The organism is Caloramator mitchellensis, from assembly GCF_001440545.1.
GTDB classification, from domain to species: Bacteria; Bacillota; Clostridia; order Clostridiales; family Caloramatoraceae; genus Caloramator; species Caloramator mitchellensis.
The window spans coordinates 1-23,192 of the sequence record NZ_LKHP01000014.1 but is presented as its reverse complement, the minus strand read 5'-3'; the positions used below and the strand labels follow the sequence as shown (position 1 = coordinate 23,192).

At 32.6% G+C, this 23,192-nt stretch carries 26 protein-coding genes, 1 pseudogene and 1 other annotated feature; of the genes and pseudogenes, 16 read left to right on the top strand and 11 right to left on the bottom strand.

Going from position 1 to position 23,192, the window contains the following annotated elements; translation table 11 throughout:
• Positions 1-47 precede the first annotated feature (47 nt).
• The 3 genes from ABG79_RS09985 (at position 48) to ABG79_RS09975 (ending at position 1,539) form a co-directional block, all read left to right on the top strand.
• The gene (locus tag ABG79_RS09985) at positions 48-893 is read left to right on the top strand and encodes a phosphotransferase family protein (protein WP_057979335.1); all 846 of its coding nucleotides are present in this window, start codon (positions 48-50) and stop codon (positions 891-893) included.
• A 123-nt stretch (positions 894-1,016) separates the two neighbouring features.
• Complete coding sequence (locus tag ABG79_RS09980) at positions 1,017-1,247, top strand: hypothetical protein (protein ID WP_057979334.1); 231 nt, start codon at positions 1,017-1,019, stop codon at positions 1,245-1,247.
• The gene (locus ABG79_RS09975; RefSeq protein ID WP_057979333.1) at positions 1,228-1,539 is read left to right on the top strand and encodes a YbjQ family protein; all 312 of its coding nucleotides are present in this window, start codon (positions 1,228-1,230) and stop codon (positions 1,537-1,539) included. Before ABG79_RS09980 ends, ABG79_RS09975 begins: the two co-directional genes overlap by 20 nt.
• Positions 1,540-1,587: 48 nt before the next feature.
• Here ABG79_RS09975 and cysK read toward each other — a convergent pair whose 3' ends face one another.
• From cysK to ABG79_RS09955, 4 genes are read right to left on the bottom strand one after another with little or no spacing between them, the layout of a single operon-like run.
• Positions 1,588-2,496: a cysteine synthase A gene (gene cysK / locus ABG79_RS09970; RefSeq protein ID WP_057979332.1), complete on the bottom strand. Its 909-nt coding sequence runs from the start codon at positions 2,494-2,496 to the stop codon at positions 1,588-1,590.
• Positions 2,497-2,931 carry an S-ribosylhomocysteine lyase gene (locus ABG79_RS09965; RefSeq protein WP_057979331.1) on the bottom strand — a complete coding sequence of 145 codons (435 nt, stop codon included), beginning with the start codon at positions 2,929-2,931 and terminating at the stop codon, positions 2,497-2,499.
• Entirely contained in the window at positions 2,928-4,073 is a 1,146-nt protein-coding gene (locus ABG79_RS09960) for a trans-sulfuration enzyme family protein (RefSeq protein ID WP_057979330.1), read from the bottom strand. The genes ABG79_RS09965 and ABG79_RS09960 overlap by 4 nt, the downstream gene beginning before the upstream one ends.
• Before the next feature lies 1 nt (position 4,074).
• Complete coding sequence (locus tag ABG79_RS09955) at positions 4,075-4,704, bottom strand: class I SAM-dependent methyltransferase (protein ID WP_057979329.1); 630 nt, start codon at positions 4,702-4,704, stop codon at positions 4,075-4,077.
• A 60-nt stretch (positions 4,705-4,764) separates the two neighbouring features.
• Positions 4,765-5,002, bottom strand: a binding site (T-box leader).
• Between the two features lie 140 nt (positions 5,003-5,142).
• Between ABG79_RS09955 and ABG79_RS12305 the strand changes: the two genes are divergently transcribed.
• Positions 5,143-5,940 (top strand): LysM peptidoglycan-binding domain-containing protein, encoded by a 798-nt coding sequence (locus ABG79_RS12305; protein WP_242859332.1) that lies wholly within the window; start codon positions 5,143-5,145, stop codon positions 5,938-5,940.
• 391 nt (positions 5,941-6,331) lie between these two features.
• Here ABG79_RS12305 and ABG79_RS09945 read toward each other — a convergent pair whose 3' ends face one another.
• A complete protein-coding gene (locus ABG79_RS09945) occupies positions 6,332-6,961 on the bottom strand; it encodes a cupin domain-containing protein (protein ID WP_057979328.1) in 630 nt (209 codons plus the stop codon).
• A 160-nt stretch (positions 6,962-7,121) separates the two neighbouring features.
• On the opposite strand from ABG79_RS09945, the gene ABG79_RS09940 reads away from it, so the two are divergent.
• Complete coding sequence (locus ABG79_RS09940; RefSeq protein ID WP_083490411.1) at positions 7,122-9,209, top strand: thioredoxin domain-containing protein; 2,088 nt, start codon at positions 7,122-7,124, stop codon at positions 9,207-9,209.
• A gap of 31 nt (positions 9,210-9,240) precedes the next feature.
• On the opposite strand, the gene ABG79_RS09935 is transcribed toward ABG79_RS09940, so the two are convergent.
• Positions 9,241-9,597 carry a winged helix-turn-helix transcriptional regulator gene (locus tag ABG79_RS09935; protein ID WP_057979327.1) on the bottom strand — a complete coding sequence of 119 codons (357 nt, stop codon included), beginning with the start codon at positions 9,595-9,597 and terminating at the stop codon, positions 9,241-9,243.
• 124 nt (positions 9,598-9,721) lie between these two features.
• On the opposite strand from ABG79_RS09935, the gene ABG79_RS09930 reads away from it, so the two are divergent.
• Positions 9,722-10,264: a GNAT family N-acetyltransferase gene (locus ABG79_RS09930; RefSeq protein WP_057979326.1), complete on the top strand. Its 543-nt coding sequence runs from the start codon at positions 9,722-9,724 to the stop codon at positions 10,262-10,264.
• A gap of 17 nt (positions 10,265-10,281) precedes the next feature.
• On the opposite strand, the gene ABG79_RS09925 is transcribed toward ABG79_RS09930, so the two are convergent.
• Positions 10,282-10,758 carry a YbaK/EbsC family protein gene (locus tag ABG79_RS09925; protein WP_057979325.1) on the bottom strand — a complete coding sequence of 159 codons (477 nt, stop codon included), beginning with the start codon at positions 10,756-10,758 and terminating at the stop codon, positions 10,282-10,284.
• A gap of 116 nt (positions 10,759-10,874) precedes the next feature.
• On the opposite strand from ABG79_RS09925, the gene ABG79_RS09920 reads away from it, so the two are divergent.
• Positions 10,875-11,498 carry a LysE family translocator gene (locus ABG79_RS09920; RefSeq protein ID WP_057979324.1) on the top strand — a complete coding sequence of 208 codons (624 nt, stop codon included), beginning with the start codon at positions 10,875-10,877 and terminating at the stop codon, positions 11,496-11,498.
• A gap of 2 nt (positions 11,499-11,500) precedes the next feature.
• Here the strand turns inward: ABG79_RS09920 and ABG79_RS09915 are convergent, their stop codons facing one another.
• The 4 genes from ABG79_RS09915 to rlmD all read right to left on the bottom strand — a co-directional run bounded on the left by ABG79_RS09915 (position 11,501) and on the right by rlmD (position 14,968).
• Positions 11,501-12,745: a hypothetical protein gene (locus tag ABG79_RS09915; protein ID WP_057979323.1), complete on the bottom strand. Its 1,245-nt coding sequence runs from the start codon at positions 12,743-12,745 to the stop codon at positions 11,501-11,503.
• Between the two features lie 29 nt (positions 12,746-12,774).
• On the bottom strand, positions 12,775-12,984 hold the full coding sequence (locus tag ABG79_RS09910) for a helix-turn-helix domain-containing protein (protein WP_057979322.1): 210 nt from the start codon (positions 12,982-12,984) through the stop codon (positions 12,775-12,777).
• Between the two features lie 10 nt (positions 12,985-12,994).
• Entirely contained in the window at positions 12,995-13,468 is a 474-nt protein-coding gene (locus ABG79_RS09905) for a DUF2975 domain-containing protein (RefSeq protein WP_057979321.1), read from the bottom strand.
• A 153-nt stretch (positions 13,469-13,621) separates the two neighbouring features.
• Positions 13,622-14,968 carry a 23S rRNA (uracil(1939)-C(5))-methyltransferase RlmD gene (gene rlmD, locus ABG79_RS09900; protein ID WP_057979320.1) on the bottom strand — a complete coding sequence of 449 codons (1,347 nt, stop codon included), beginning with the start codon at positions 14,966-14,968 and terminating at the stop codon, positions 13,622-13,624.
• A 155-nt stretch (positions 14,969-15,123) separates the two neighbouring features.
• Here rlmD and ABG79_RS09895 point away from each other — a divergent pair, with 155 nt between their 5' ends.
• The 9 genes and pseudogenes from ABG79_RS09895 to ptsP all read left to right on the top strand — a co-directional run bounded on the left by ABG79_RS09895 (position 15,124) and on the right by ptsP (position 23,137).
• On the top strand, positions 15,124-15,561 hold the full coding sequence (locus ABG79_RS09895; protein WP_057979319.1) for a cytochrome b5 domain-containing protein: 438 nt from the start codon (positions 15,124-15,126) through the stop codon (positions 15,559-15,561).
• Between the two features lie 72 nt (positions 15,562-15,633).
• A pseudogene (locus tag ABG79_RS12850) lies at positions 15,634-16,235 on the top strand (hypothetical protein).
• Positions 16,236-16,244: 9 nt separating this feature from the next.
• Entirely contained in the window at positions 16,245-17,513 is a 1,269-nt protein-coding gene (locus tag ABG79_RS09880) for a nickel-dependent hydrogenase large subunit (protein ID WP_057979316.1), read from the top strand.
• Positions 17,514-17,656: 143 nt separating this feature from the next.
• On the top strand, positions 17,657-18,412 hold the full coding sequence (locus ABG79_RS09875) for a DeoR/GlpR family DNA-binding transcription regulator (protein ID WP_057979315.1): 756 nt from the start codon (positions 17,657-17,659) through the stop codon (positions 18,410-18,412).
• Positions 18,413-18,426: 14 nt separating this feature from the next.
• A complete protein-coding gene (gene pfkB, locus ABG79_RS09870; RefSeq protein WP_057979314.1) occupies positions 18,427-19,356 on the top strand; it encodes a 1-phosphofructokinase in 930 nt (309 codons plus the stop codon).
• Between the two features lies 1 nt (position 19,357).
• The gene (locus ABG79_RS12700; RefSeq protein WP_057979313.1) at positions 19,358-19,801 is read left to right on the top strand and encodes a PTS sugar transporter subunit IIA; all 444 of its coding nucleotides are present in this window, start codon (positions 19,358-19,360) and stop codon (positions 19,799-19,801) included.
• A 27-nt stretch (positions 19,802-19,828) separates the two neighbouring features.
• Positions 19,829-21,187, top strand: a complete 1,359-nt coding sequence (locus ABG79_RS09860; protein WP_057979312.1) for a PTS fructose transporter subunit IIC — start codon at positions 19,829-19,831, stop codon at positions 21,185-21,187.
• 63 nt (positions 21,188-21,250) lie between these two features.
• The gene (locus tag ABG79_RS09855; protein ID WP_057979311.1) at positions 21,251-21,511 is read left to right on the top strand and encodes an HPr family phosphocarrier protein; all 261 of its coding nucleotides are present in this window, start codon (positions 21,251-21,253) and stop codon (positions 21,509-21,511) included.
• 12 nt (positions 21,512-21,523) lie between these two features.
• On the top strand, positions 21,524-23,137 hold the full coding sequence (gene ptsP / locus ABG79_RS09850; protein ID WP_057979310.1) for a phosphoenolpyruvate--protein phosphotransferase: 1,614 nt from the start codon (positions 21,524-21,526) through the stop codon (positions 23,135-23,137).
• The last annotated feature ends 55 nt before the right edge of the window (positions 23,138-23,192 follow it).

The following is a 23,192-nucleotide window of genomic DNA, read 5'->3' as shown; positions in this document are numbered from 1 at the left end:
TATTTCAATATGATAAAATTTGTATAATATAACTAATTTGTGGAGGAATGATTAAATTGTATAGTAAAGAAAATATTATTGATATAATCGAATCCATTTTAAAAATTAAGGTTGTGAAAATCATTCCTATTGGACATCATGAATTAAATAGACATTGTGTTTACATAGTATATTTTGAAAAATTAAATCCAATTGTTTTTAAGATATTTTGTGTGAAAAACAGAATAAACAGAGAGATTGCATCTCTAAATCTTTTAAAATATACAAACGTCAAATCACCAAAGTTTTTTATACATGGCATATTAAATGATGGAAATGAGTGGATGATTTATGATTATATCGATGGGGTATCACTTGACAGCATTTTAGAAAGGCTGTCACAAAATGAATTAAACACATTGTTTATTCAAGTTGGTGAAGAACTTGGCAAAATTCATGCTGTGAAAAAATTTGATTTTTATGGAAATTGGGATGCATCAGGAAATAGCATTAACAATATTAAAAGCTATTATGAATATTTTATAAGAAGCGTCGAAATGCAGATTTGTGAATTGATTTTGCAGGAATTTGATGACAAAAGATTTTTACTTGATGTGGCTGATAAGATAAGAAAAAACTATAGTTTAATAAAAGCTATAAATGAGTCAAGATTATGCCATAATGACTTTGATGGAAGAAATATTCTTGTTTTATGTCAAAAAGACCAATGTAATGTTAATGGCATTGTCGATTTTGAACAAAGTTTCCCGGGAAATAAAGAAATGGATATTGCGCGGTTGTATTTTAGATATTTTTTGGAGAATTTAGAACTCGAAAAATCATTTTTTAAGGGGTATAATAAATGGGGTATAATAAATATAGTAGTATTGATACAGTTTTTTTTGAAAGACTAGATTACTATTTGCTGAGAATGGGATTTGGAATTTGCAGTTGGACATTTAATGCTGCTCCTGAATATTACAAACAGGGAATGGAATTAATAAAAAGAGTAATAAATAAGTTTTAGGTGGTGAGTTATGAAAAAGGGTATTTTTGCTGTTATTTTGATTGCTATTTTAGGAACGATTATAATCGGAGCCTATTTTATGGGCATTTTGACAGCTGTTTTTTCTACAGGAGCTCCAAAATTTTTAGGCATTATTATAGGCTTAATTGCGTTTTCAATTATCGGTGCATTGATTTATGTTGCTTTAGAAAGAATTAAAGAAATAAAGGAGGGCAAAGAGGATGATATTAGTAAATACTGATTTTATTTCTGGGAGAGAATTGGAGACTTTGAGCATAGTCAAAGGTTCAGTTGTTCATTCAAAGAACATAGGAAAAGACATTTTAAGCGGACTTAAAACATTAGTTGGAGGAGAAATAACAGCTTATACCGAAATGATGAATGAGGCAAGAGCTATTGCAACAAAAAGAATGGTGGAGGAAGCTGAAAAGCTTGGTGCAGATGCAGTAATAAATATAAGATATGCAACAAGCAATATTATGCAAGGGGCAGCTGAAGTTATAGTATATGGAACAGCAGTAAAATTTAAGTGAAAAATAGCCTCTCAAAAGCTATTTATAGCGTTTGAGAGGCTATTTTTATCAATAAAGGCCTTTACTTAGATATCTATCGCCTCTATCAGGAAAAATAGTTACAATATTTCCAGCTTCAATTTTTTCAGCAAGTTTTAAAGTTGCAGATAAAGCAGCTCCCGAGGATGAACCTACTAGCAGCCCTTCATTTTTAGCAAGCATTTTAGACATTTCAAATGCTTCATCGTCGGAGATTTTAATAAATCCATCAACTAAATTGAGATCCAAAGTTGCAGGTATAAAATTATTACCGATGCCTTCTATTTTATAGCAACCCTCTTCACCTCCGCCCATTGTTGAACCTATTGGGTCAGCGATAAAAGTTTTAATATTTGGATTCATTTCTTTTAGATACTTAGCAACACCACTAAATGTTCCACCACTTCCAGCACCTGCAACAAAATAGTCTATTTGACCATTAAGAGCATCATAAATTTCTCTGCCTGTTGTTTCATAGTGTGCTTTTGGATTTGCTAAGTTTTCAAACTGATTAAGGGTTATGGCTCCATCAATTGAATTTAAAAGTTCAGATGCCTTTGACATTGCTCCTTTCATTCCGTCTTCTAATGGAGTTAAAACAATTTCGGCACCTAGGGCCTTCATTACGGCTATCTTTTCAATTGAGAATTTTTCAGGAACTACAAATATTAATCTATATCCTCTATTTAATGCTGCCATTGCAATTCCAATGCCTGTATTACCTGCTGTTGCCTCAATGATTGTTGAACCTTTTTTCAATTTACCTTCATTTTCTGCTTCTTTAATCATATATTCTCCAATTCTATCTTTAACGCTACCGCCAGGGTTCATAAACTCTAGTTTAGCAAATATATTTATACCTTTTCTATTACCTATGTTATTCAATTTTAAAATAGGTGTATTGCCAATTAGCTCTTTGATATCATTTAAATAATTCATTTATACCAGCCTTTCTAACACATATTTAGAATATTCTTTAGCAGAAAAAAGAGAATGGTCTCTATAATTTCCACATTGAATTTCATTTGTCGCTGGAATTTCTTTTGTTTCTAATATTTTTTTTAATGAATTAATTAGTGCTTTCTTAACTGTATCAATTGAGACATCTCCCCAGGCAATCATATAAAAGCCTGTCCTGCAGCCCATAGGTGAAATATCTATAATTCCATCCATCTCTTCCCTCATGTAGCCGGCAAGAAGGTGTTCTATAGTATGGATAGCTGATGTTGGCATATCCTCTTTATTTGGCTGCATGAATCTTAAATCAAACTTTGAAATCAAATCCCCCTTTTCTCCTTGTAATAATCCACACTTTCTTACATATGGAGCAACTACTTTTGTATGGTCAAGTTCAAAACTTTCTACTTTAATCATATTAAAGCCTCCTTCAAAGCATTTTTTATATCATTTAATAAATCATCTACGTTTTCAATTCCAACTGATAGTCTAACTAAATTTTCAGTTATGCCAAGGCTATCTCTAATTTCTTTTGGAATTGATGCATGAGTCATAGTAGCAGGATGGCATATAAGAGATTCAACACCACCAAGGCTTTCACCAAGCGTTATAACTTTTAGGTTTTGTAAAAACCTTTTTAAATCATATTTTTCATTAATTGAAAAACTAATAATTGCACCATTACCTGATGATTGTTTATTATGAATAGATATTGATTTTTCATCTAATAGTGTCGGATAATACACTTTATCAATGCCAGTCATATTTTTTATTTCATCAACTATTGTCTTGGCATTTTGTTCATGTCTGTCCATTCTAACAGCTAAAGTTTTTATACCTCTTATTAATAGATATGAACTAAATGGGTCAAGAACACCGCCTGTTGAGTTTTGTATAAAATGTATTTTCTCTGCTAAATAGTCACTATTTACTACAACCAATCCTGCAACCAAATCACTATGGCCACCCAAATATTTTGTTGCACTATGGACTACTATGTCAGCGCCTAATGAGATTGGTCTTTGAAAGTATGGAGTCATAAATGTATTGTCAACAACTGTCAAAAGGCTATGCTCCTTTGCAATTTTTGATATTTCAGCAATATCTGAAATGGAAAGCAAAGGATTAGTAGGAGTTTCGATAAAAATCATCTTTGTTTTATCTGTTATACTGTTTCTTACGTCATTTAAATCTGATGTGTTTACCAATTTATAATTTATTCCAAGATTTTTAAAAATTTTGTTTAATACTCTGTAAGTTCCCCCGTAAACATTGTTTGAAATGATCACTTCTTCATCAGAATTCAATAGCATGAACACAGATGTTATAGCAGCCATTCCAGATGAAAAAGCAAATCCCATTATGCCACCTTCAAGGTCAGAGATTAATTTTTCAAGTGCAAACCTGGTAGGATTACCTGTTCTTGAGTATTCATACCCTTTATGAGCCCCAGGTAATTCTTGTTTGTAAGTTGAAGTGAGGTAAACTGGCACATTAACAGCGCCAGTAAGTTCATCACCGTCAACGCCACCATGTATCAATAATGATTCAATTTTCATATTATCTCTCCTTTCTTGCTCTTGCTATAAATATTTTTGTTTGAGTAAATTCACCCTTACTTGAATAACCTTTGCAGTAAAGATTTGTGCTCTTCACTTCAATATCTACAAATCCTGAATTTTTAAGCCAATCATAAATTTGCCTATGAGAAAAACCTAACCATTCATCAAACATCTCTTCTTTTGCCCAATACCCATTATGTTCTTCTACATCAGTAATTGTAATAACACCATTTGGCTTCAAAATCCTATACATTTCTAGTATAGCCAACTGTGGGTCAACAATATGATGCAATGCCATATTTGTAAAAGCAGCATCAACTGAGTTATCAAAAAGAGGGATATCGTCCATTTTGCCTTTTATAGGATAAATATTCTTTAATCCTTTCTTCTCGGCTGTTCCTTTTAATTCTTTCAACATGTTTTTTGAAATGTCAATTGAGAAAACGATGTTGGCTTTTTTAGCAATTTCTAATGACATAAATCCAGTTCCACAGCCAAGGTCAGCACAAATTTTTTTGTCTATATCAAGTGTATCAATAGCAATTTTTTTTATTTCTTCACCAAAATATTCGCTTCTCATTTGATTCCAATTGCTTGCTATAGAATCAAAATATTTTAATGCATTCATTTAAATTCCTCCCTTTTATTTTTTAGATACGGATGAAATAAAAAAAACTTCTACCTCTATTACAGAGGCAGAAGTTTACTTCCACGGTTCCACTCTGATTAGGCAAAAAATGCCCATCTCATTCTTCAGGTGCCAACACACCATATCTCTATAACGGGAGAACCCGTCTCAGCCTACTGAATTTCGGCCTAACGCTCTCGGGGGCACTTCGGTTATACTGCATCATAGAATTCTCTCAGCCTAGGAATTCCTCTCTGTATGACTTGCACAACTTACTTTTCCCGATCATTGCGTTTAAAACATACTATTTTACTCTGGATTGATTTAAATTATAAATTTGTTTTTTTAAATTGTCAATAGAAAAATAAAAAAATATAAACATAAAATTAACTTTTATCATATTATATAATGAGTATAAAAAGTATTTATGGTGATATTTTGAAGAAAGAAAAGGATTATCAGAATAGCAATAATGCAAAAGAAAATAAGCGTGCTCAAATCCCAGAAAGGTGCCGTGTGGGTTATCAAAGATATACTGTTGCTGCTGGTGATACGATGGAAAAGATAGCTAGGCAATTTAATGTAAGTGTAGATTTTTTAATTGCTGAGAATCCTCATATTTCTGATCCAGACAAAATATTTCCAGGGGATGTTTTATGTGTTCCTGTTAAGCCGGGACCTGGAGAAATCCGTGTGCCCGAGAGTTGTCCTCTAGGATATGAAAGATACACGGTAAAACAAGGAGATACAGTTTTTAAAATAGCACAAGAAAGAGGAGTTTTAATAGATTTGATTAGTTTAAATAATCCTCACATTCCTGATTTTAGTGTTATTTTTCCTGGTGATGTGCTATGTGTTCCAGTTGCACTTACATTCCCCTATTGTCAAGTGTTAAAACCGATGGATCAAGTTAATCGAAATGCTTTTGGCTCAGCTATGGTTCAAAGACTTTTAAATGGTCAACATCAGCTTGTTATTACAGGAGCATCTTTACCTGAGCCGTCTACATTTGGGAATTTTGATGAGTATGAGGGATTTGTGGGTATTCCGGGTATTGGTGGTTATGGTTTTAGGCTTACAAGAGTATCAGAAAGAGCACTGGGATTATGGACTGGAAGTATAATTCTTACACCTCTTTTATCAATAGGAAATCAAGTATATATAATACCGAGTAATTCTAAAACTGGAGCATCAGGTAGACCTATTTTAGGGGGAGTTTTTACAAGAAATGATTGACTATAAGGGGTAAATTGCCCCTTTTTTATTTACTAAAAATTAAATTAATATAATAAAACTTCAAAAAATATAAATGACATTAAGGAATCAGGAATATTAGGAAGTATTTTGGTTTAGTAAACAGTTAGTCAATAAAATATTAAATTTTATAGCTAGTTATTTTTTCACTCTCGAAAATAATTTAATATTTTCATAGATGGTGTTAATAAATGCAGCACATCAAGGCTTACTTTATTACTAAACATTTTGCCAATAATTTTATTAATAATTGAGCAGTAAATATGTGTATTATATTCGATTTTAAGAAGTTAAAAAACCCCTCAACAAGCAAGATAATACTTGCATGTGAGAGGTTTTGTTACGGTTTAATAGCCTATCTATTTAAACATAACTATTTATGCTCCTTTTCAGCAGCCTCTGCATCTTTCTTAGTTTTATGAATTGTGCCTTTTGGATGTTCTGGAGGTGCATAAATGGAATAAAGCTTAAGAGGTCTGTCACCAGTGTTTATCAAGTTATGCCATTTACCGGCTGGTATCAAAATTGCATAGTCTGCATAAACGTTTGCTTTAAAATCCAACTTGTCTTTCTTATCCCCCATCATTACAACTCCCTGACCGTCTTCGATGCTCAAGAACTGATCAACATCAGGATGAAGCTCTAAACCTATTTCTTCACCTGGGTTAATACTCATCAATGTCAGCTGCAGATATTTTCCTGTCCATAAAGCTAGACGGAAATTATTATTTTGTTTAGTGGCTTTTTCAATGTCTACCACATATGGCTTTGAGCCATAATCCTTAAGCTGAATTAAACCATAATCCTGAGAAGGATGTAAATAATCTGATCTTGAATCATCAAAGCGCATATCATCAGGATTATATTCATTTGTGAATTCATAGTCATAAGGGGACATATTTGCTAAGTAAGGGCACGGACATGAAATGAATGGTGTAAAAGAGTAGTCATTAGAGTTCCTAGTCTGATTGAAAAAATATGGGCAAAAATAAGGGTAATACATATCCTTTTTCCTTTAAACATACTCATAATAATATTTTATGATAGATTGAGTCAAGATGTTAATTTAAAAATGTTAATTCAAAAAGAATTAAAAATTTTTATTTTGGCAAACTAAATTCGATAAATTTGATATTACGTAAAAATTTTGAAGGGGTGAAAACATGATGGATAGAGTGGGTATTCCAAATAAATTAATAAAAGAAAAATCTCCTTATTTACTACAACACGCATATAATCCTGTTGATTGGTATCCGTGGGGAGATGATGCATTCCAAAAGGCTAAAATTGAGGATAGGCCAATATTTTTATCAATAGGATATGCAACCTGCCACTGGTGTCATGTAATGGCACATGAAAGCTTTGAAGATGAGAAAGTAGCAGAGTTGATGAATGAAACATTTGTTAACATCAAAGTTGATAGGGAAGAAAGACCGGATATTGATGCAATTTACATGAGTGTTTGCCAGATGATGACAGGTGGAGGAGGATGGCCATTAACGATTATAATGACTCCAGATAAAAAACCTTTTTATGCGGCTACCTACATACCAAAGGAGAGTAAATTTGGCAGAATGGGACTGCTTGACTTAATTGCTATAATTAAGGATAAGTGGGAAAAGGAAAAGACAAAAATAATAAAGTCTGCCGATGATATTACAGAAAGTATAAAGACTTTTTCGAACGAAGGTCCTGGCGAAGATTTTAATAAGGAGATTTCTGATTCTGCCCTTAATCAATTTATATCTTCCTTTGATGAAAAATATGGAGGTTTCGGAAGGGCACCTAAATTTCCTTCTCCGCATAATTTTTTGTTTCTTTTAAGATATTATAATAGAACAAAAAATAAACAAGCTCTTGATATGGTAAGAAAATCCCTGGATGAAATGCTACTGGGAGGAATATTTGACCATATTGGGTATGGCTTTCACAGATATTCTACGGACAGATTCTGGAGATTGCCTCATTTTGAAAAAATGTTATATGACCAAGCAATGCTTATAATGGCATATACTGAAGGCTATTTGGTTACCAAAAAGGATGACTATAAATATACTGTTGAAAAAATTATAGACTATATTCTTAGGGTGATGAAATCTAAAGAAGGAGGATTCTTTTCTGCTGAGGATGCAGATAGCGAAGGTGAAGAGGGGAAATTTTATGTATGGAGCATTAAAGAAATAAGGGAAGTTCTTAATAAGGAAGAATCAGATATAATAGAAAAAGTATACAATTTAAGCGAAGAAGGAAATTTTGAAGATGAAGCTACAGGAAGGAGATTGGGAGTTAATATTTTTTATCAAAATCAGACTTTAGATAAACTTAGAGAAGAATTACAATTAGAAGATATCGAAAAAAGGCTTGAAAAGATTAGGGAGAAACTTTTTAACGAAAGAGAAAAAAGAGAAAAGCCTCTTCTGGACGATAAAATTCTTGTTGATTGGAATGGGCTTATGATTGCAGCTTTATCTAAAGCCTATATGGTATTAGGAAATGAAAAATATATACAAGCAGCAACGGATGCCACGGAATTTATTTTGGGCGGCCTAGATAAAAACAAAAGACTTTTTCACATGTATAGAGAAGGTCAGTGGAAAGTATATGGGAATCTCGATGATTATGCTTTTATGATTTGGGGTATAATTGAACTATATGAAGCAACATTTGAAATTAGATATTTAGAGACAGCATTGAAGTTAAGTGAGGACGCTTTTAAGTATTTTGCTGATTATGATAGAGGAGGTTTTTATTTCACTCCGAATGATAATGAGGAACTCCTAATTAGAAATAAAGAGATTTATGATGGTGCAATCCCATCGGGTAATTCCGTAATGATGCTGAACCTATTAAGACTTGCAAGGATAACAGGTAGGACGGAATTGGAAGATAGTGCCTTTGGAATTTATAGAGCCTTTTCAAAAAGTATAAAATCAATGCCAATGGGATATTCATTTTTGCTATGCGGAGTTGAATTTGCTATTGGAGAAGGTTTAGAAATAGTAATCGTGGGGGACAAATCAGCAAATGAAACTAAGAACATAGTTAAAATTATTAACGAAAAATTTTTGCCAAACAAAGTAATGTTATTAAAACCAATTGATGAGAAAGAAGCTCAAAGGGTGCATAACTTGGCAGAGTATACTTTAAATCAAAATTTGATAAACGATAAAACAACGGTGTATATTTGTAAAAATTTTGTCTGCAACAATCCGACTAATAAACCTGAAGAAGTAAAAAGATTAATCAATTAATAAAAGCAACAAGGGGCAAAATGCCCCTATTTTATTCTATATTATTCTTGAGGATAAAAGATTTCATATCTTTTCCCCAATTAGCAAGGGCTTTAAGCGCTGGTATGAGATTTTTACCGTTTTCAGTCAGTGAATACTCAACACGTGGAGGTATTTCTATAAATTGCTTACGGATGACTATTCCATAGGATTCAAGATCTTTCAATGATTGAGTCAGCATCATATCTGTAATTCCGGGAATATTTCTTTTTAATTCATTATACCTTATGGTTTCATGTTTACTCAAAGCCCAAATAATAGGTAGTCTCCATTTCCCACCTATAAGCTCGAGTGCAAATATTAAAGGGCATTTTTCAAACTTAGTTTTATATGATGGTTTATTATACATATAACCACTCCAATACTCAGTTTTTTATTATTTACTCAGAAAATACTGCATACTTGTTCTAATAATATCGTTTGGTATAATTATAGCTAAAGTTAAATCAATATTCAATTTAGGGGGGATAAATATGGGCATTATATACGAGAAGATTACTGAAGGAGATATTCTGTTAATAAAGGGTTTGTGCAATGAACTTATGGTTTATCAAAAATCTTTAGCAATGGTTCATCCGGAGTTTTTCGACGGTATGTCATTTGAAACAAGGATGATTCCTGCATTAAAGGGTTCAAAAGAGAATTTTATAATCATTGCAAAAGATGGAGAAGATGTTATAGGGTATGCATATAGCAATATCGCTTCAAAGTATATTTACACAAACAATTTTGCAACCTTAAACTGCGACGCATTTTTTGATTTTGATTCAGTTAAGGGCGAAGATGTCGGTTGCCTTTCACAGTTTTATATAAAGGATGAGTATAGAAATAAAGGGATTGGAAGTGTATTGTTTGACAAGTCGATGGAGTGGTTACATTCCTTTGATTATGTTGATGACATATTTATATTTGTTTCAAATGGAAATGAAAATGCACTTAATTTTTACCTAAACAAGGGATTTAAGATGAGTTATGAAATCTTAGATGGATTTATAACTGTGTTAAGAAATAAATAAAATAAGGGCATTTGCCCTTATTTTTGTTCCCAATTTTTACATACATCCACCCATTTTTCACTTGAAGAAAGCATATTTAATTCTTCGCATGTAAGCTCAATAACAGAATTGCTGCTTCCGCATGCTGGAAAGACTGTATTAAATCTTTTTAATGATATATCAAGGTATATGGGTAATTTGTTTTTTAATCCAAAGGGACAAACACCCCCAACCTTATGTCCTGTCCATTCAAAGGTCTCATCTGCATCAAGCATTTTGACTTTTGACTTAAATTCATTCTTAAACTTTGTGTTATCAATCTTAGCATCGCCTGCAGCAACCAATAAAATAATTTCGTCTCCCTTTCTTAGAGCGAGTGTTTTTGCAATTCTTGCAGGTTCTACGTTTAGTGCTTGAGCAGCTAATTCGACTGTAGCACTTGAGGTTTTTAATTCTACAATATCATTATCTTTGTTGTATTTTTTTAGGTGTTCCCTAACATTTTCGATAGCCATATAAATCTTCCTTTCGAAGTATAAATAATAATTAATTTCTTCTACATAAATTGAATTTATCCTTCTTTTTGTTTAAAATATTGTTAACTATCAAAGTTTAAGGAGTGTAAAGTTTAATGAACTATTTGATACGAGGTTTTATAGTAGGTTTTTCTGTAGCTGCACCAGTTGGACCAATTGGTGTTCTTTGCATACAGAGGTCTCTTAGCAAAGGAAAAAAATCAGGATTTTTTTCGGGTCTTGGAGCTGCAACAGCTGATGCAATCTATGGGTTTATAGCTGCCTTTGGTTTGACATTTATATCAAATTTTCTAATTAGACAAAGACGTCTTATAGGACTTTTAGGTGGAGTTTTTTTAATATATCTTGGAATAAAAACTTTTATTTCAAATCCTGCAGAAAAACCTGAAAAAACAAATGAAGGAGAAAAGTTTATTGATGATTATTTATCTACTTTCCTATTAACCTTAACAAATCCTATGACGATAATGTCTTTTTTGGCTATATTTGCAGGACTGGGCTTAAGTAGAGAGAAAGCTGATTACGCTTCTGCAACAACAATGGTAACAGGGGTTTTCTTAGGTTCTACAACGTGGTGGTTTCTTCTCAGCAATGGAGTTAATATTTTTAAAGAAAAAATAAATATAAAGGCTTTAAAAATAATTAACATACTTTCAGGAACTGCAATCATTTCCTTTGGAATATTTGCTGTTTTTAAATTATTTTTTAGAACGCAGTAATTTTAACGAAAAATTAAAGGAAATGCAAAGGTAACAAAAGCTGCCCATAGTCCATAGATTGGTAAATATTTTGCTATTGCATATTCTATTGGAGAAGAATCTGTTTTATTCTTAAGATAACGGAAATAGGAAGATAAAATCCAAATTAGATTTATATAAATGAGTAAGTTTGCACCTAAAACTGCAACTCTGTTTGGTGTAATTCCATAAGAAAGCCTAAATATTATTGCTGATAAAGCTACTGTATCGATTAATAGTGCAAGGATAATTAGACAAAAATTAATGTAATCGGAAATGTTCCTTTTTTCATCTGTTCTATTTTCAGTAATTGAAAATATAGTGACTGCTAATACCACAACAAGAACACCATTAAAAGATAATAAGAAATTTCGGTCCAGGAATGGATTCTTACCGGTTAATACGACTGCTATTAAGTAAACTATCAATGTGGCTAATAAAAGGGGAGCAAATATTTTAGCTATATATGGTGCAATATTTTTGGTTAGCTTAATATCGTTTAATATCAAATACGAAGCAACAACTGAAAGAGCAGCAGCACCAAATAAAACAACATTTTCAAAATATATTTCAGAAATATCCATTCCTAAAATATTAAATAATTGTATTGTTAAGGCAGCTAAAATCATACCACTGATTGCCATGCTGGCATAAAGTATGCAGAATTCACCGTTGAATTTAAGATAGGCCAAACGTTTACTTATTGATTTATACTCATTTCCAGCAAATGATAGACCTAATAATATCCATAGAAATAATGGAAGATGCAGTTGAGAAAGAATTATGCTATCTTTATTTTCAAGCGGAAGCAAATTTAAATATATAATTGAAATTATAAACAGGGACAATATTGAATAAACAATTCTTCTTTTAGGTGAGGTATTGTATAAAAAATATAAAGCTATAAATGGAATTAATCCAAAAGCAAGGTTTGCTGGAGCGATAGCTTCCTTTTCTACAAAGTGCATTATTAACCTAATGTTAATTCCTGATAAAATTGCTAGAATACCCATAACCCAAAAATTATTCTTAACGGTTAATTTATTTTCTATCCTTATATCATCCTTAAAATACAATCTTTCATACCAAACAGAAAGAATCTCAGAATCATTTTTTTGACTCCATGCGTCCTGAAATTCCTTTCTAAATTGTTCAGGGTCATTTCTATACATTCTCTCAAGTTCATGAGGATTATCAATATTTTTTAGAATAAAATTACTTGTTCCCACAGTTACACCTCCCAAATTTAAATTTTAAACTAATCATCCTTCCTGTATTCTAAAATATCACCAGGCTGACAGTCTAACGCCTTACAGATTGCCTCTAGGGTTGAAAAGCGAATAGCTTTTGCCTTTCCGTTTTTTAATATTGAAAGATTAGCCATAGTGATTCCAACCTTCTCAGCAAGTTCGGTGACGCTCATTTTTCTTTTAGCCAGCATCACGTCAATGTTTATTATAATCGACATTTCATTCACCTCATATCGTTAAATCGTTTTCTGATTTTATCTCTATTGCCTTTTCCAGAAGTTTTTGCAAAACTGCTGCAAATACTGCAACCACAAAAGAAGCAAATATAATAATAAGCCCGATAAGTATTATACCTGGAGCATCATCCTTTTCTCCGATAACATATAAAAATGGCATTATGGAAATATAAATAATGCTGATTATAACTGCACACTGCTTTATAAATTTTAGAGCGTTAACCGATAAATCGGAGAAGGCTTTGTTCTTATCAATGTAATTAAGTATTTTTATAGCCTGATAAAGTGCAAATAAAAATGGAATTGCTGAAGAGTATAAACCTGCAAAGATTGGAATGTAAATAAATTTTGGATAAATCCTTGCGGCTTCAATAGCAGCAATTGGCAACCCAATTACACATAGCCCAAGAACAAAAATTCCGATAAGAAAAATAACAGTTTTTAGAAATAGTGTTTCACGTCTCATAAAATGCACCTCACTATATTTTGTTAATTATATTTTATCACTGTATTTATCGAAAATCAATAAATTATTATTGAAAATAAACAAATTTTTTATGTTATACGCATTTTTAAAAAATAAAATGGGTTAGAATAATCTAACCCATTTTAAATATTGTCACTTCTTCTCAATCAATACCACTGTTTCTACGTGTGGTGTATGTGGGAACATATCAACGCATTTTACTTTCTTTACCTCATATCCATTTTCAACGAATATTTTCAAATCCCTTGCAAGCGATGTTGGTTTGCACGAGACATAAACTAGCCTTGGTGCCTTGAAGTTTATTATTTTGCCTATTGCCTTTGGGTGTATTCCATCCCTTGGAGGATCAAGAATAATAATATCAGGTTTTATATCAAGCTCGTCAACCTTTTTAAGAACATCACCAGCTATAAATTCACAATTATCCAGATTATTAAGTTTTGCATTTTCTCTTGCTGCCTCAACAGCTTCCTCAACTATTTCAATACCTATTACCTTTTTAGCAACTGGGGCCATTATTTGAGCAATCGTCCCTGTTCCTGAATAAAGGTCAAAAATAACTTTATCCTTTGTTTCACCTGCAAATTCTCTTGTTAATGAATATAAGTTTTCGGCTGAGAGTGAATTTGTCTGAAAGAATGAAAAGGCTGTAATTTTAAATTTTAGTCCTAATATCTCTTCAGTAATGAAATCTTGGCCATAGAGTATTTGAGTTTTATCGCTCTGGACAACATCAGATAGTGAATCGTTAATGGTATGTAGAATACCTTTTATTTGTCCCTCTAATTTAAGTTCATTTAGCATTTCAACATATTCTGAAAAGTCGAAGTTGATTTGTGAAGAGGTTACAATGTTTACTAATATCTCATTTGTTTTAGAAGTTCTTCTAACTACTAAGTGCCTTAAAAATCCCTCATGCGTTCTTTTGTTATAATGTGGGATTTCTTTTTCGGCAAAATAGATTAAAGTTGATAGTAGAATTTTGTTAAAATCATCATTAACTATTTTGCAGTCTCTTGTGACAACAACTTCATAGAATTTACCTTTTTTATGTAGTCCAAGTGCTAAGGTTTTACCATCGTCACCAAATGTAAACTCCATTTTGTTTCTATAGGCCGTTTCTAATGGACTACCTTGTATTCCTAAAAATTCATAATTAATACCAGCATCATCAAGAAGTTTTTTAACTTGACTAGCTTTGATTTCAAGCTGCATATCATAAGGGATTGTTTGATAAGAGCATCCTCCACATTCACCAAAATGACTACAAAGGGGGGATGTTTCATATAATGCTTTTTCTAAAACATCTATAATTTTGGCTTCAGCATAATCTTTTTTATTCTTTTCAATCCTTATAAGAACTTTTTGACCTTTTAAAGCATTTTTTATGTATACAGGTTTATCCTCCAGGTAAACAACTCCTTTGTTTGGGAAAAGAACTTCGTTTATTATTACTTCGTATGTCTCTTTCTTTTTCAATTCTTAGTCCTCCTTAATGTTTTTTCGTATAATATTTTATCCAAATAAACATTAAATTACAAACAAATATTTAATAAACTACAGTACAATAGTTGAGGATATTTATTGTTAGTTTTTTTCATATAATATATTAATCAATTTTTCGGAGGGTATAAGTGAGTTTATCGAAATATCAGCAAAAATTTAAATTAGTTATGAATGATATTGAAGAACTTCATTATAATTGGAGGACAGCTTATTGCCCAATACAAAGAAACTTTTATCAACAAAAGTTAATAGAAAAGATATATGAAGCAATGCGTTTTATTGAAGGGTTATCAGAAAAGCTGAAATATGTTGAAGTAGAAAAAAGTATTCGCGAAAATAAGATTTTTACTCTAGAGGAGTTAAAGAATTTTGATGGCACAAATGGAAAACCTGCATATGTTGCAGTTGATGGAATAGTATATGATGTAACATTAATCGCCTCCTGGGGAGGGGCAAGTCATTTTGGATTGTTAGCAGGAAACGACTTTACTAAGGAATTTAACGACTGCCATGGGGATAGAAATATGTTAAAGAAAATTCCTGTTGTGGGCACATTAAGCCTTTAGTAATTTTTAGGGGGATAAATTTTGAGGGACAATTTAGGTTGTTATAATGAAGTTTTAAGTAATAAGAATAACATGGCTCATTATATAGCAATGGAAGCAGTTAATGCAATAAAGACCGGTAGAAGAAAAAAGATAAATGTTATTTGGATAGAAGCTACGGGGTGTTTTGGAAACACGATTTCACTTATGAATGGCAAAAACCCCGATTTAGGGTATTTACTTAGTGAGATGATTAATTTAGAATACAGCAATAGCATAATGACTTGTGAAGGTGAAGGAGCCTTTGAATTGTTTTTAAAGGCAATGGAGAAGGATTTTATTTTGGTTGTTGAGGGGGCTATAGCAACAAGGCAAGATGGATTTTTCAATGTAATTGCTAATTATAAAGGAAGGAAAATAACTGCTTTAGAGGCCATTAAGCAAGCAGCAGAGGTTTGACAATTCATGATTTTTGTCCAAGAAGGACATATTTTAACAATAGAATATTTGCCAATAATACAGGAGAAACAAGTTGTATGTTTAGGTTGGAATGCAGAGGTCTAGTTACGAGAACTGATTGCCCTACCAGAAAGTGGAATAGTTACGTTAATTGGCCTATAGGTGATAATGCACCCTGCATTGGATGTGCAAATTCTCATTTCCCTGACGGAATGGAACCATTTGTAAGGGTATAGGAGGACAAGATGGGAAGGGTTATAAATATAGATCCAATAACTAGAATAAGTGGATTTTTGGGTATTGAAGTCGAGGTTAATGATAATAGAATAATTGATGCTAAAACACATGGTAATCTTTTTAGAGGTTTTGAAAAGATTCTTAAAGGAAGAGCACCTCTTGATGCAATCTTTATAACTGAAAGAATCTGTGGTATCTGTTCAGCAGCACACTCAATAGCTTCATCTCTTGCCCTTGAGGATGCACTAAACATAGTCCCAAATCCAAATACAATATTCATCAGAGATTTAATCCATGCATTTGATATAATACAAAACCATATAAGGCATTTTTATTTTTTTACAGTTCCAGATTACGTTAAAATTGAAGGAGTAAGTCCTTTAGATAGGAGATGCCATTCAGATTATAGGCTTCCATTTGAAATAAACAACAAGATAGCAAGTGATTATTTTAGGAGCATAGAATTTAGTAAACTTGCCCATGAAGGACTAGCAGTTCTAGGGGGAAAAGCTCCACACAATCATGGGACATTGCCTGGAATGGTTAATATAATCTTGGACGCATATAAAATAGAGGAGTTAAAATCTATTGTTAAAAAACTGATTATGTTTGTAGATGAATTTTTATTAGAGGATGCAAGGATAATTTCTAATTATTATGATGATTATTACTATGTAAAACCATCAGTAATTATAGAGGGAGTTAAAGATAAGTTAAATGTAGATAGAATAAAAGAAAACATTAAATATTCATGGTATGTCAATAGAAATGGAGAAGTAATAGCAGACGTTAATAAACCTGACGCATATTCCTTTGTAAAATCGCCGAGGTATAATAATAAGGCCATGGAGGTGGGCCCCCTTGCAAGAATGGTCCTAAGCGGCGAATACAAAGGAGGCAATTCAACAATGGATAGAATTGTAGCAAGAAGTCTTGAAACAAAAAAGATTCTAGAAATAATGAATGAACTTTTAAACAGGATAGAGTTGGCAACTGAAAAAAGGGAGTATAATATTCCTAACTTTGCAGATGGTCTAGGTCTGACAGATACGACGCGAGGAGCATTAATGCACTATGTTAAGATTGAAAATAAAACAATAGAAGATTACGACATTATAACGCCCTCCCCATGGAATTTATCTCCTCGAGATGATAATTCATATGGGATAGTTGAAAGGGCATTAATAAGAACAAGAGTAGATAAAATGGATGATGTTGCCGAAGTCGGAAGAATAGTCAGAAGCTTTGACCCATATGTATCTTGTGCAACGCATTAATATTAAAAGCACGTCTTTTAAAAAAGACGTGTTTTTTTACTTGACAAAAATTTTTTGACAATTTATAATTTAATTAATCATAAATGAGCAAAAATGAGCATAAATAATTACTGAAATGAGCAAAAGTGAGATAGGGTGATTAAATGTTTGCAGAAGAGAGAAAAAATAAGATTGCTGAGATGATAAAAAGTGGACAAAGCGTAAAAGTTTCTGAGCTTGCAAAGACTTTTAATGTTTCAGAATCGACTATAAGGCGTGACTTGAATGAACTTGAAACCATGGGAACAATAATAAGAACCCATGGAGGTGCTGTAAATACACTAAATACAAATTTTGAACCTTCATTTATAGAAAAACAGGATAAATATTTGTTTGAAAAAGATTATATTGGTAAGATTGCTGCAAAATTGATAAAAGATGGAGATACAATTATTTTAGATGCTGGAACAACTACACAATATATTGCAAGATATATTACTGCCAAAAATATTACTATAATAACAAATTCAGTTAATCTTGCAAGTGAACTTTCAAACAGAGATGACATTGAAGTGATTGTAACAGGAGGAACAATTAGACCAAAAACAAAGGCTATGGTTGGCTTTGTTGCTGAGAATACTCTTAGGCAATTTAGAGTGGACAAGGCCTTTATAGGTGCAAACGGTGTTTCTATTAAATATGGGGTTACAACACCTAACTCGCAGGAAGCAAACGTTAAAAAAGCAATGATTGAAAATGCTAAGGAAGTTTGTCTTGTAGTAGATAACTCAAAGTTCAATGAAGTTACATTCTCACTTATCTGTCCAGTTTCAAGAATAAACTATATCGTTACAAATCAGATTGAAGATGATGAAAAAAATAAATTAAGTAGATTAGGTGTTGAAGTTATTACAGAATAAAGGTGGTAGATAGTTTGATTTATACGGTAACGCTAAACCCTGCTTTTGATAAGACAATCTATTTGGATGAATTGATAAAGGGGCATGTAAATAGAAGTGTAAAGAGTATAATGGACATAGGTGGTAAAGGGATAAATGTCTCGAAGGTTATAAAATCTCTTGGTGGAGAGAGCATTGCTCTAGGTTTTATAGGTGATGAAAACAAGGATAAGTTTATTAAATGTTTAAATTCTATGGGGATAAAGAATGATCTTGTTTTTGTAGCAGGTGAAACAAGGACAAACATTAAGATAGTTGAAACTAAGGCTAATATATATACTGATATAAACCAAAGGGGATTTTCTATTACTCCTGAAGATTTAGAAGAACTTTTAAGCAAACTTAGAAGCTATGCCAGAGAAGGAGATATATTTGTTCTATCAGGAAGTCTTCCTGCGGGTGTTGATAATGATGTTTACATGAACCTTATAAATATTCTAAAAGAAAAAGGGGCCATCATAATATTAGATGCTGATGGTGAAGCACTTAAAAATGGTTTGGCGGCAAAGCCGGATATAGTCAAACCTAATATTAATGAGCTAAGAATGATTTATGAATTTGATGATGATTTTAATTCAATAGTTTCTGTTGGAAGGGAAATAATAAAACAAGGGGTAAAAAAAGTAATAATTTCAATGGGAAACAAGGGGGCTTTTTATATTATAGAGGATGAAGTTTTTTATGCAAAGCCACAAAGGGTTGAAGTAAAGAGCACTGTAGGAGCTGGGGATTCTATGGTAGCTGCCATATCATTTGGCATTTCTAAATATATGGAGGATAAAGAAATTTTTAAATTAGCAGTTTCTTCTGCTACAGCTGCTATTATTGAAGAGGGAACAAAAGCTCCTAGTAGAGAGAACGTAGATGAACTTATGAAAAAAGTAAGTATTGAAAGGTGGATGTAAATTGGAAATTAAAACAATGTTTTCTGAAAACAGAATGAGCTTTAACTTAAAGGCAAAAACAAAAGCAGATGTTTTAGAGGAGTTAATATCTATTTTGGACAATGATGGGAAGCTAAAAAACAAAGAAGCATTTATTAAAGCTGTTCTGAAAAGAGAGGAAGAATTTTCAACAGGTATTGGGATGGGGATTGCTATACCACATGGCAAAGATTCATCGGTAATAGAACCATGCTTAACATTTGGTATATCAAAGGAAGGCATAGATTTCGACTCATTGGATGGGAAGCCTGCACATATTTTCTTTTTAATTTCTGTGCCAGAAGAATCATCAGATACACACCTTCAAATACTAAGTTATGTTTCTCGAAAATTGATGCATGAGGATGTCCGACAAAGATTATTAAATGCTATGACTTTTGAAGAAGTTGTCAATGCTTTTAATTAAATTAAAATAAAAAGGGGGATTCAAACTATGAAAATTTTAGCAGTAACCTCCTGCCCTACAGGTATAGCTCATACCTACATGGCAGCAGAGGCGTTACAAATTGCTGCAAAGGAACTCGGAGTAGACATAAAGGTTGAAACAAGGGGTTCTGTAGGAGCAGAAAATGAAATCACAGAAAAGGACTTAAGAGAAGCACATGCAGTCATTTTAGCAGTCGATACCAAGGTAGAGGAGGAAAAATTTTCTAATCTTCCAATCGTCAGATCAAGTGTTAAGGATGCAATAAAGGATGCTAAGAGCTTAATTCAGAAGGCAATGGCAATGCAAAAGAAAGAGTATGTAGATAAGGTTTTTGATGCTAAGAATGAATCTAAACAAAAGTTAACAGGTGCTTACAAACATTTAATGACTGGCGTATCTTACATGATTCCATTTGTAGTTGCAGGTGGTATTTTAATCGCACTTTCATTTGTATTTGGTATTAAGGCATTTGAACAAAAAGGAACATTGGCTGCAGCACTTATGGATATCGGCGGCGGTGGTGCCTTTTCATTGATGGTTCCTATTCTTGCAGGTTATATAGCATTTTCAATCGCTGATAGACCAGGTTTAGTTCCTGGTATGGTTGGCGGTGTTCTTGCTGGAAAACTTGGGGCAGGTTTCTTAGGTGGTATTATAGCAGGTTTTGCAGCAGGATATGTTGCTGCTTGGCTAAAGAAAGTAATAAAACTTCCAAAGACTATGGAAGGATTGATGCCAGTTCTTATATTACCATTACTTTCAACAGCAATAGTTGGACTAGGTATGATTTATATAATTGGCGGTCCAGTATCAGCAATTAATACAGCAATGGCTAACTGGCTCAAGAACATGAGCGGCGGTAGTGCTATTACACTTGGAATTGTTCTTGGACTTATGATGGCTTTTGATATGGGAGGACCTGTTAACAAGGCAGCTTATACATTTGCAGTTTCAACTTTAGCTGCTGGACAACCTTCAATGATTATGGCGGCAGTTATGGCAGCAGGTATGACTCCTCCATTAGGTGTTGCTCTTGCAACAATACTTGCAAAGGATAAATTTACAGTAGAAGAAAAAGAAGCAGGAAAAGCAGCATTCTTCTTAGGAATTTCATTTATTACAGAAGGAGCAATCCCATTTGCAGCAGCTGACCCTCTAAGAATTATACCATCAATTATGGTTGGTTCTGCAGTAACTGGAGCACTTTCAATGGCATTTAAGTGCACACTTGCTGTTCCTCATGGCGGAATTTTTGTATTGCCAATACCAAATGCAGTTGGAGGACTCTTGCTTTACACTTTAGCAATTATAATTGGAACAATTGTTACAGGCCTTATGATTTCAGCACTTAAACCAAAAAGATAGAGCAAAATAAAAGGCAGGCAGCCCCTGCCTTTTAAATTGTAAAAGGATTTGGAGGGACATAAAATGGTAGAAAGAAAATTTATAATAGATAATCCAACTGGACTTCATGCAAGACCTGCAAGTATGCTTGTTAAGGAAGCTAATAAGTATAAATCAGATATAACTATAACAAAAAATGAAAAAATTGCAAATGCAAAGAGTATATTAAATGTTTTGGCGTTAGGTGTTGCAAAGGGAGATGAAATAATTATAAAAGCAATAGGTGACGACGAAGATGATGCAATAAATAGTATAGTAAATCTAATTTCAACTTTTACTGAATAAGGAGCGATAGAAATGCTAAAAGGCGTTGCAGCATCAACTGGAATTGCAATTGGGAAGGTTTTGGTATTAAAGGAAGGTAAAAAAGATATTGAAAAGTATGAAGTGACAGATGTTAAAAGTGAACTATTAAGATTCAAAAAAGCTCTAGAAAAAGCTAAGCAAGAAATAGCAGAAATAAAGGAAAATGCAGAAAAAAATTTTGGTGAAGAAAGAGCCATGATATTTGAAGCACATCTAATGATTTTAGAGGATGAAGAGTTTAAAGGTTCTATTGAAGGAAAAATACAAGAGGGAATTAATGGAGAGTATGCTATTAAAGAAACAGTCGAGATTTTCGAAAATATTTTTTTGAGTATGGATAATGAATATATGAGGGAAAGAGCAGCAGACATAAAAGATGTAGGGTATAGGGTAATAAAGATATTGCAGGGAGAAGATTCGAATCTTTTAAAAGATTTGAAAGAAAGATGTATTGTTGTTGCTAAGGACTTAACTCCTTCTGATACTGCACAACTAAAAAGAGAATATGTTTTGGGATTTATAACTGAGCTTGGAGGGAAAACATCCCATTCAGCTATTATTGCAAGAGCTCTTGAGATTCCAGCAGTTTCAGGAATTGAAAATGCTGCAGAGATATTGAAAACAGGGGATTTTATAATTTTAGACGGAGTTAATGGCATAATTTATATAAATCCAGATGAGAAGTTAATAAATGAATATCAGGAAAAAGTAGAAATAGAAAGCAAGTTAAAAAATGAACTTTTAATATACAAAGATAAAGAAGCAATAACAAGAGATGGCAAGCGAATTGAAATCGCAGCCAATATTTCATCAAAGGACGAGATTGAAATAGCATTAAAATATGGAGCTGATGGTATAGGACTTTTCAGAACGGAATTTTTATTTATGAATAGAGAAACACCCCCCACAGAGGATGAACAATTTGAAACTTATAAGTATGTCTTAGAAAAGATGGATAATAAACCTGTAGTAATTAGAACTCTTGATATAGGTGGGGATAAGAAAATATCATATATTGATGTTGGAACTGAAATGAACCCCTTTATGGGTTTAAGGGGCATAAGACTTTGCTTTGAGAGGTTAGATTTATTTAAATCACAATTACGGGCTCTCTTAAGAGCTTCCCTTTATGGGAACTTAAAAATCATGTTTCCAATGATATCTAGCCAGGATGAAATAATAAAGGCTAAAAAAATATTGGAAGAATGTAAAAATGAAGTTGTTAATCAAGGATATAATATATCCAACAATATAGAAATAGGGATTATGATTGAAATTCCTTCTGCTGCTATTATTTCAGACTTATTAGCAAAGGAAGTAAACTTTTTCTCTATAGGAACTAATGACTTAATTCAATACACAATTGCCGTAGATAGAATGAATGAAAAAGTATCAAACCTTTATGAACCATCTCATCCAGCTGTATTGAGATTGATTAAAATGGTTATAGATAATGCTCATAGAGAGGGAAAGTGGGCAGGAATGTGTGGAGAGATGGCTTCTGATGTAAATTTGATTCCCTTGTTGATAGATTACGGAATAGATGAACTAAGCATGAGTGCACCATCTATTCTAACAGTTAAAAAAGTAATATTACATGGATAATAAATTCTTCTAATTGAAAATTATCCGAGTGTGCCGAACTTTGTGTCGGCGGTAG

Coding starts and splice junctions, on each gene's coding strand:
- ABG79_RS09935 (WP_057979327.1), bottom strand. CDS start 9,597: ATGTATAATAAACCATCATATAAAACTAAGTTTGAAAAATGCCCTTTA.
- ABG79_RS09960 (WP_057979330.1), bottom strand. CDS start 4,073: ATGAAAATTGAATCATTATTGATACATGGTGGCGTTGACGGTGATGAA.
- ABG79_RS09855 (WP_057979311.1), top strand. CDS start 21,251: ATGGTAGAAAGAAAATTTATAATAGATAATCCAACTGGACTTCATGCA.
- ABG79_RS09880 (WP_057979316.1), top strand. CDS start 16,245: ATGGGAAGGGTTATAAATATAGATCCAATAACTAGAATAAGTGGATTT.
- ABG79_RS09955 (WP_057979329.1), bottom strand. CDS start 4,704: ATGAATGCATTAAAATATTTTGATTCTATAGCAAGCAATTGGAATCAA.
- ABG79_RS09905 (WP_057979321.1), bottom strand. CDS start 13,468: ATGAGACGTGAAACACTATTTCTAAAAACTGTTATTTTTCTTATCGGA.
- ABG79_RS09985 (WP_057979335.1), top strand. CDS start 48: ATGATTAAATTGTATAGTAAAGAAAATATTATTGATATAATCGAATCC.
- ptsP (WP_057979310.1), top strand. CDS start 21,524: ATGCTAAAAGGCGTTGCAGCATCAACTGGAATTGCAATTGGGAAGGTT.
- ABG79_RS09860 (WP_057979312.1), top strand. CDS start 19,829: ATGAAAATTTTAGCAGTAACCTCCTGCCCTACAGGTATAGCTCATACC.
- ABG79_RS09945 (WP_057979328.1), bottom strand. CDS start 6,961: ATGTATTACCCTTATTTTTGCCCATATTTTTTCAATCAGACTAGGAAC.
- ABG79_RS09910 (WP_057979322.1), bottom strand. CDS start 12,984: ATGTCGATTATAATAAACATTGACGTGATGCTGGCTAAAAGAAAAATG.
- ABG79_RS09940 (WP_083490411.1), top strand. CDS start 7,122: ATGATGGATAGAGTGGGTATTCCAAATAAATTAATAAAAGAAAAATCT.
- ABG79_RS09930 (WP_057979326.1), top strand. CDS start 9,722: ATGGGCATTATATACGAGAAGATTACTGAAGGAGATATTCTGTTAATA.
- ABG79_RS09965 (WP_057979331.1), bottom strand. CDS start 2,931: ATGATTAAAGTAGAAAGTTTTGAACTTGACCATACAAAAGTAGTTGCT.
- ABG79_RS09920 (WP_057979324.1), top strand. CDS start 10,875: ATGAACTATTTGATACGAGGTTTTATAGTAGGTTTTTCTGTAGCTGCA.
- cysK (WP_057979332.1), bottom strand. CDS start 2,496: ATGAATTATTTAAATGATATCAAAGAGCTAATTGGCAATACACCTATT.
- ABG79_RS09980 (WP_057979334.1), top strand. CDS start 1,017: ATGAAAAAGGGTATTTTTGCTGTTATTTTGATTGCTATTTTAGGAACG.
- ABG79_RS09875 (WP_057979315.1), top strand. CDS start 17,657: ATGTTTGCAGAAGAGAGAAAAAATAAGATTGCTGAGATGATAAAAAGT.
- ABG79_RS09975 (WP_057979333.1), top strand. CDS start 1,228: ATGATATTAGTAAATACTGATTTTATTTCTGGGAGAGAATTGGAGACT.
- ABG79_RS09925 (WP_057979325.1), bottom strand. CDS start 10,758: ATGGCTATCGAAAATGTTAGGGAACACCTAAAAAAATACAACAAAGAT.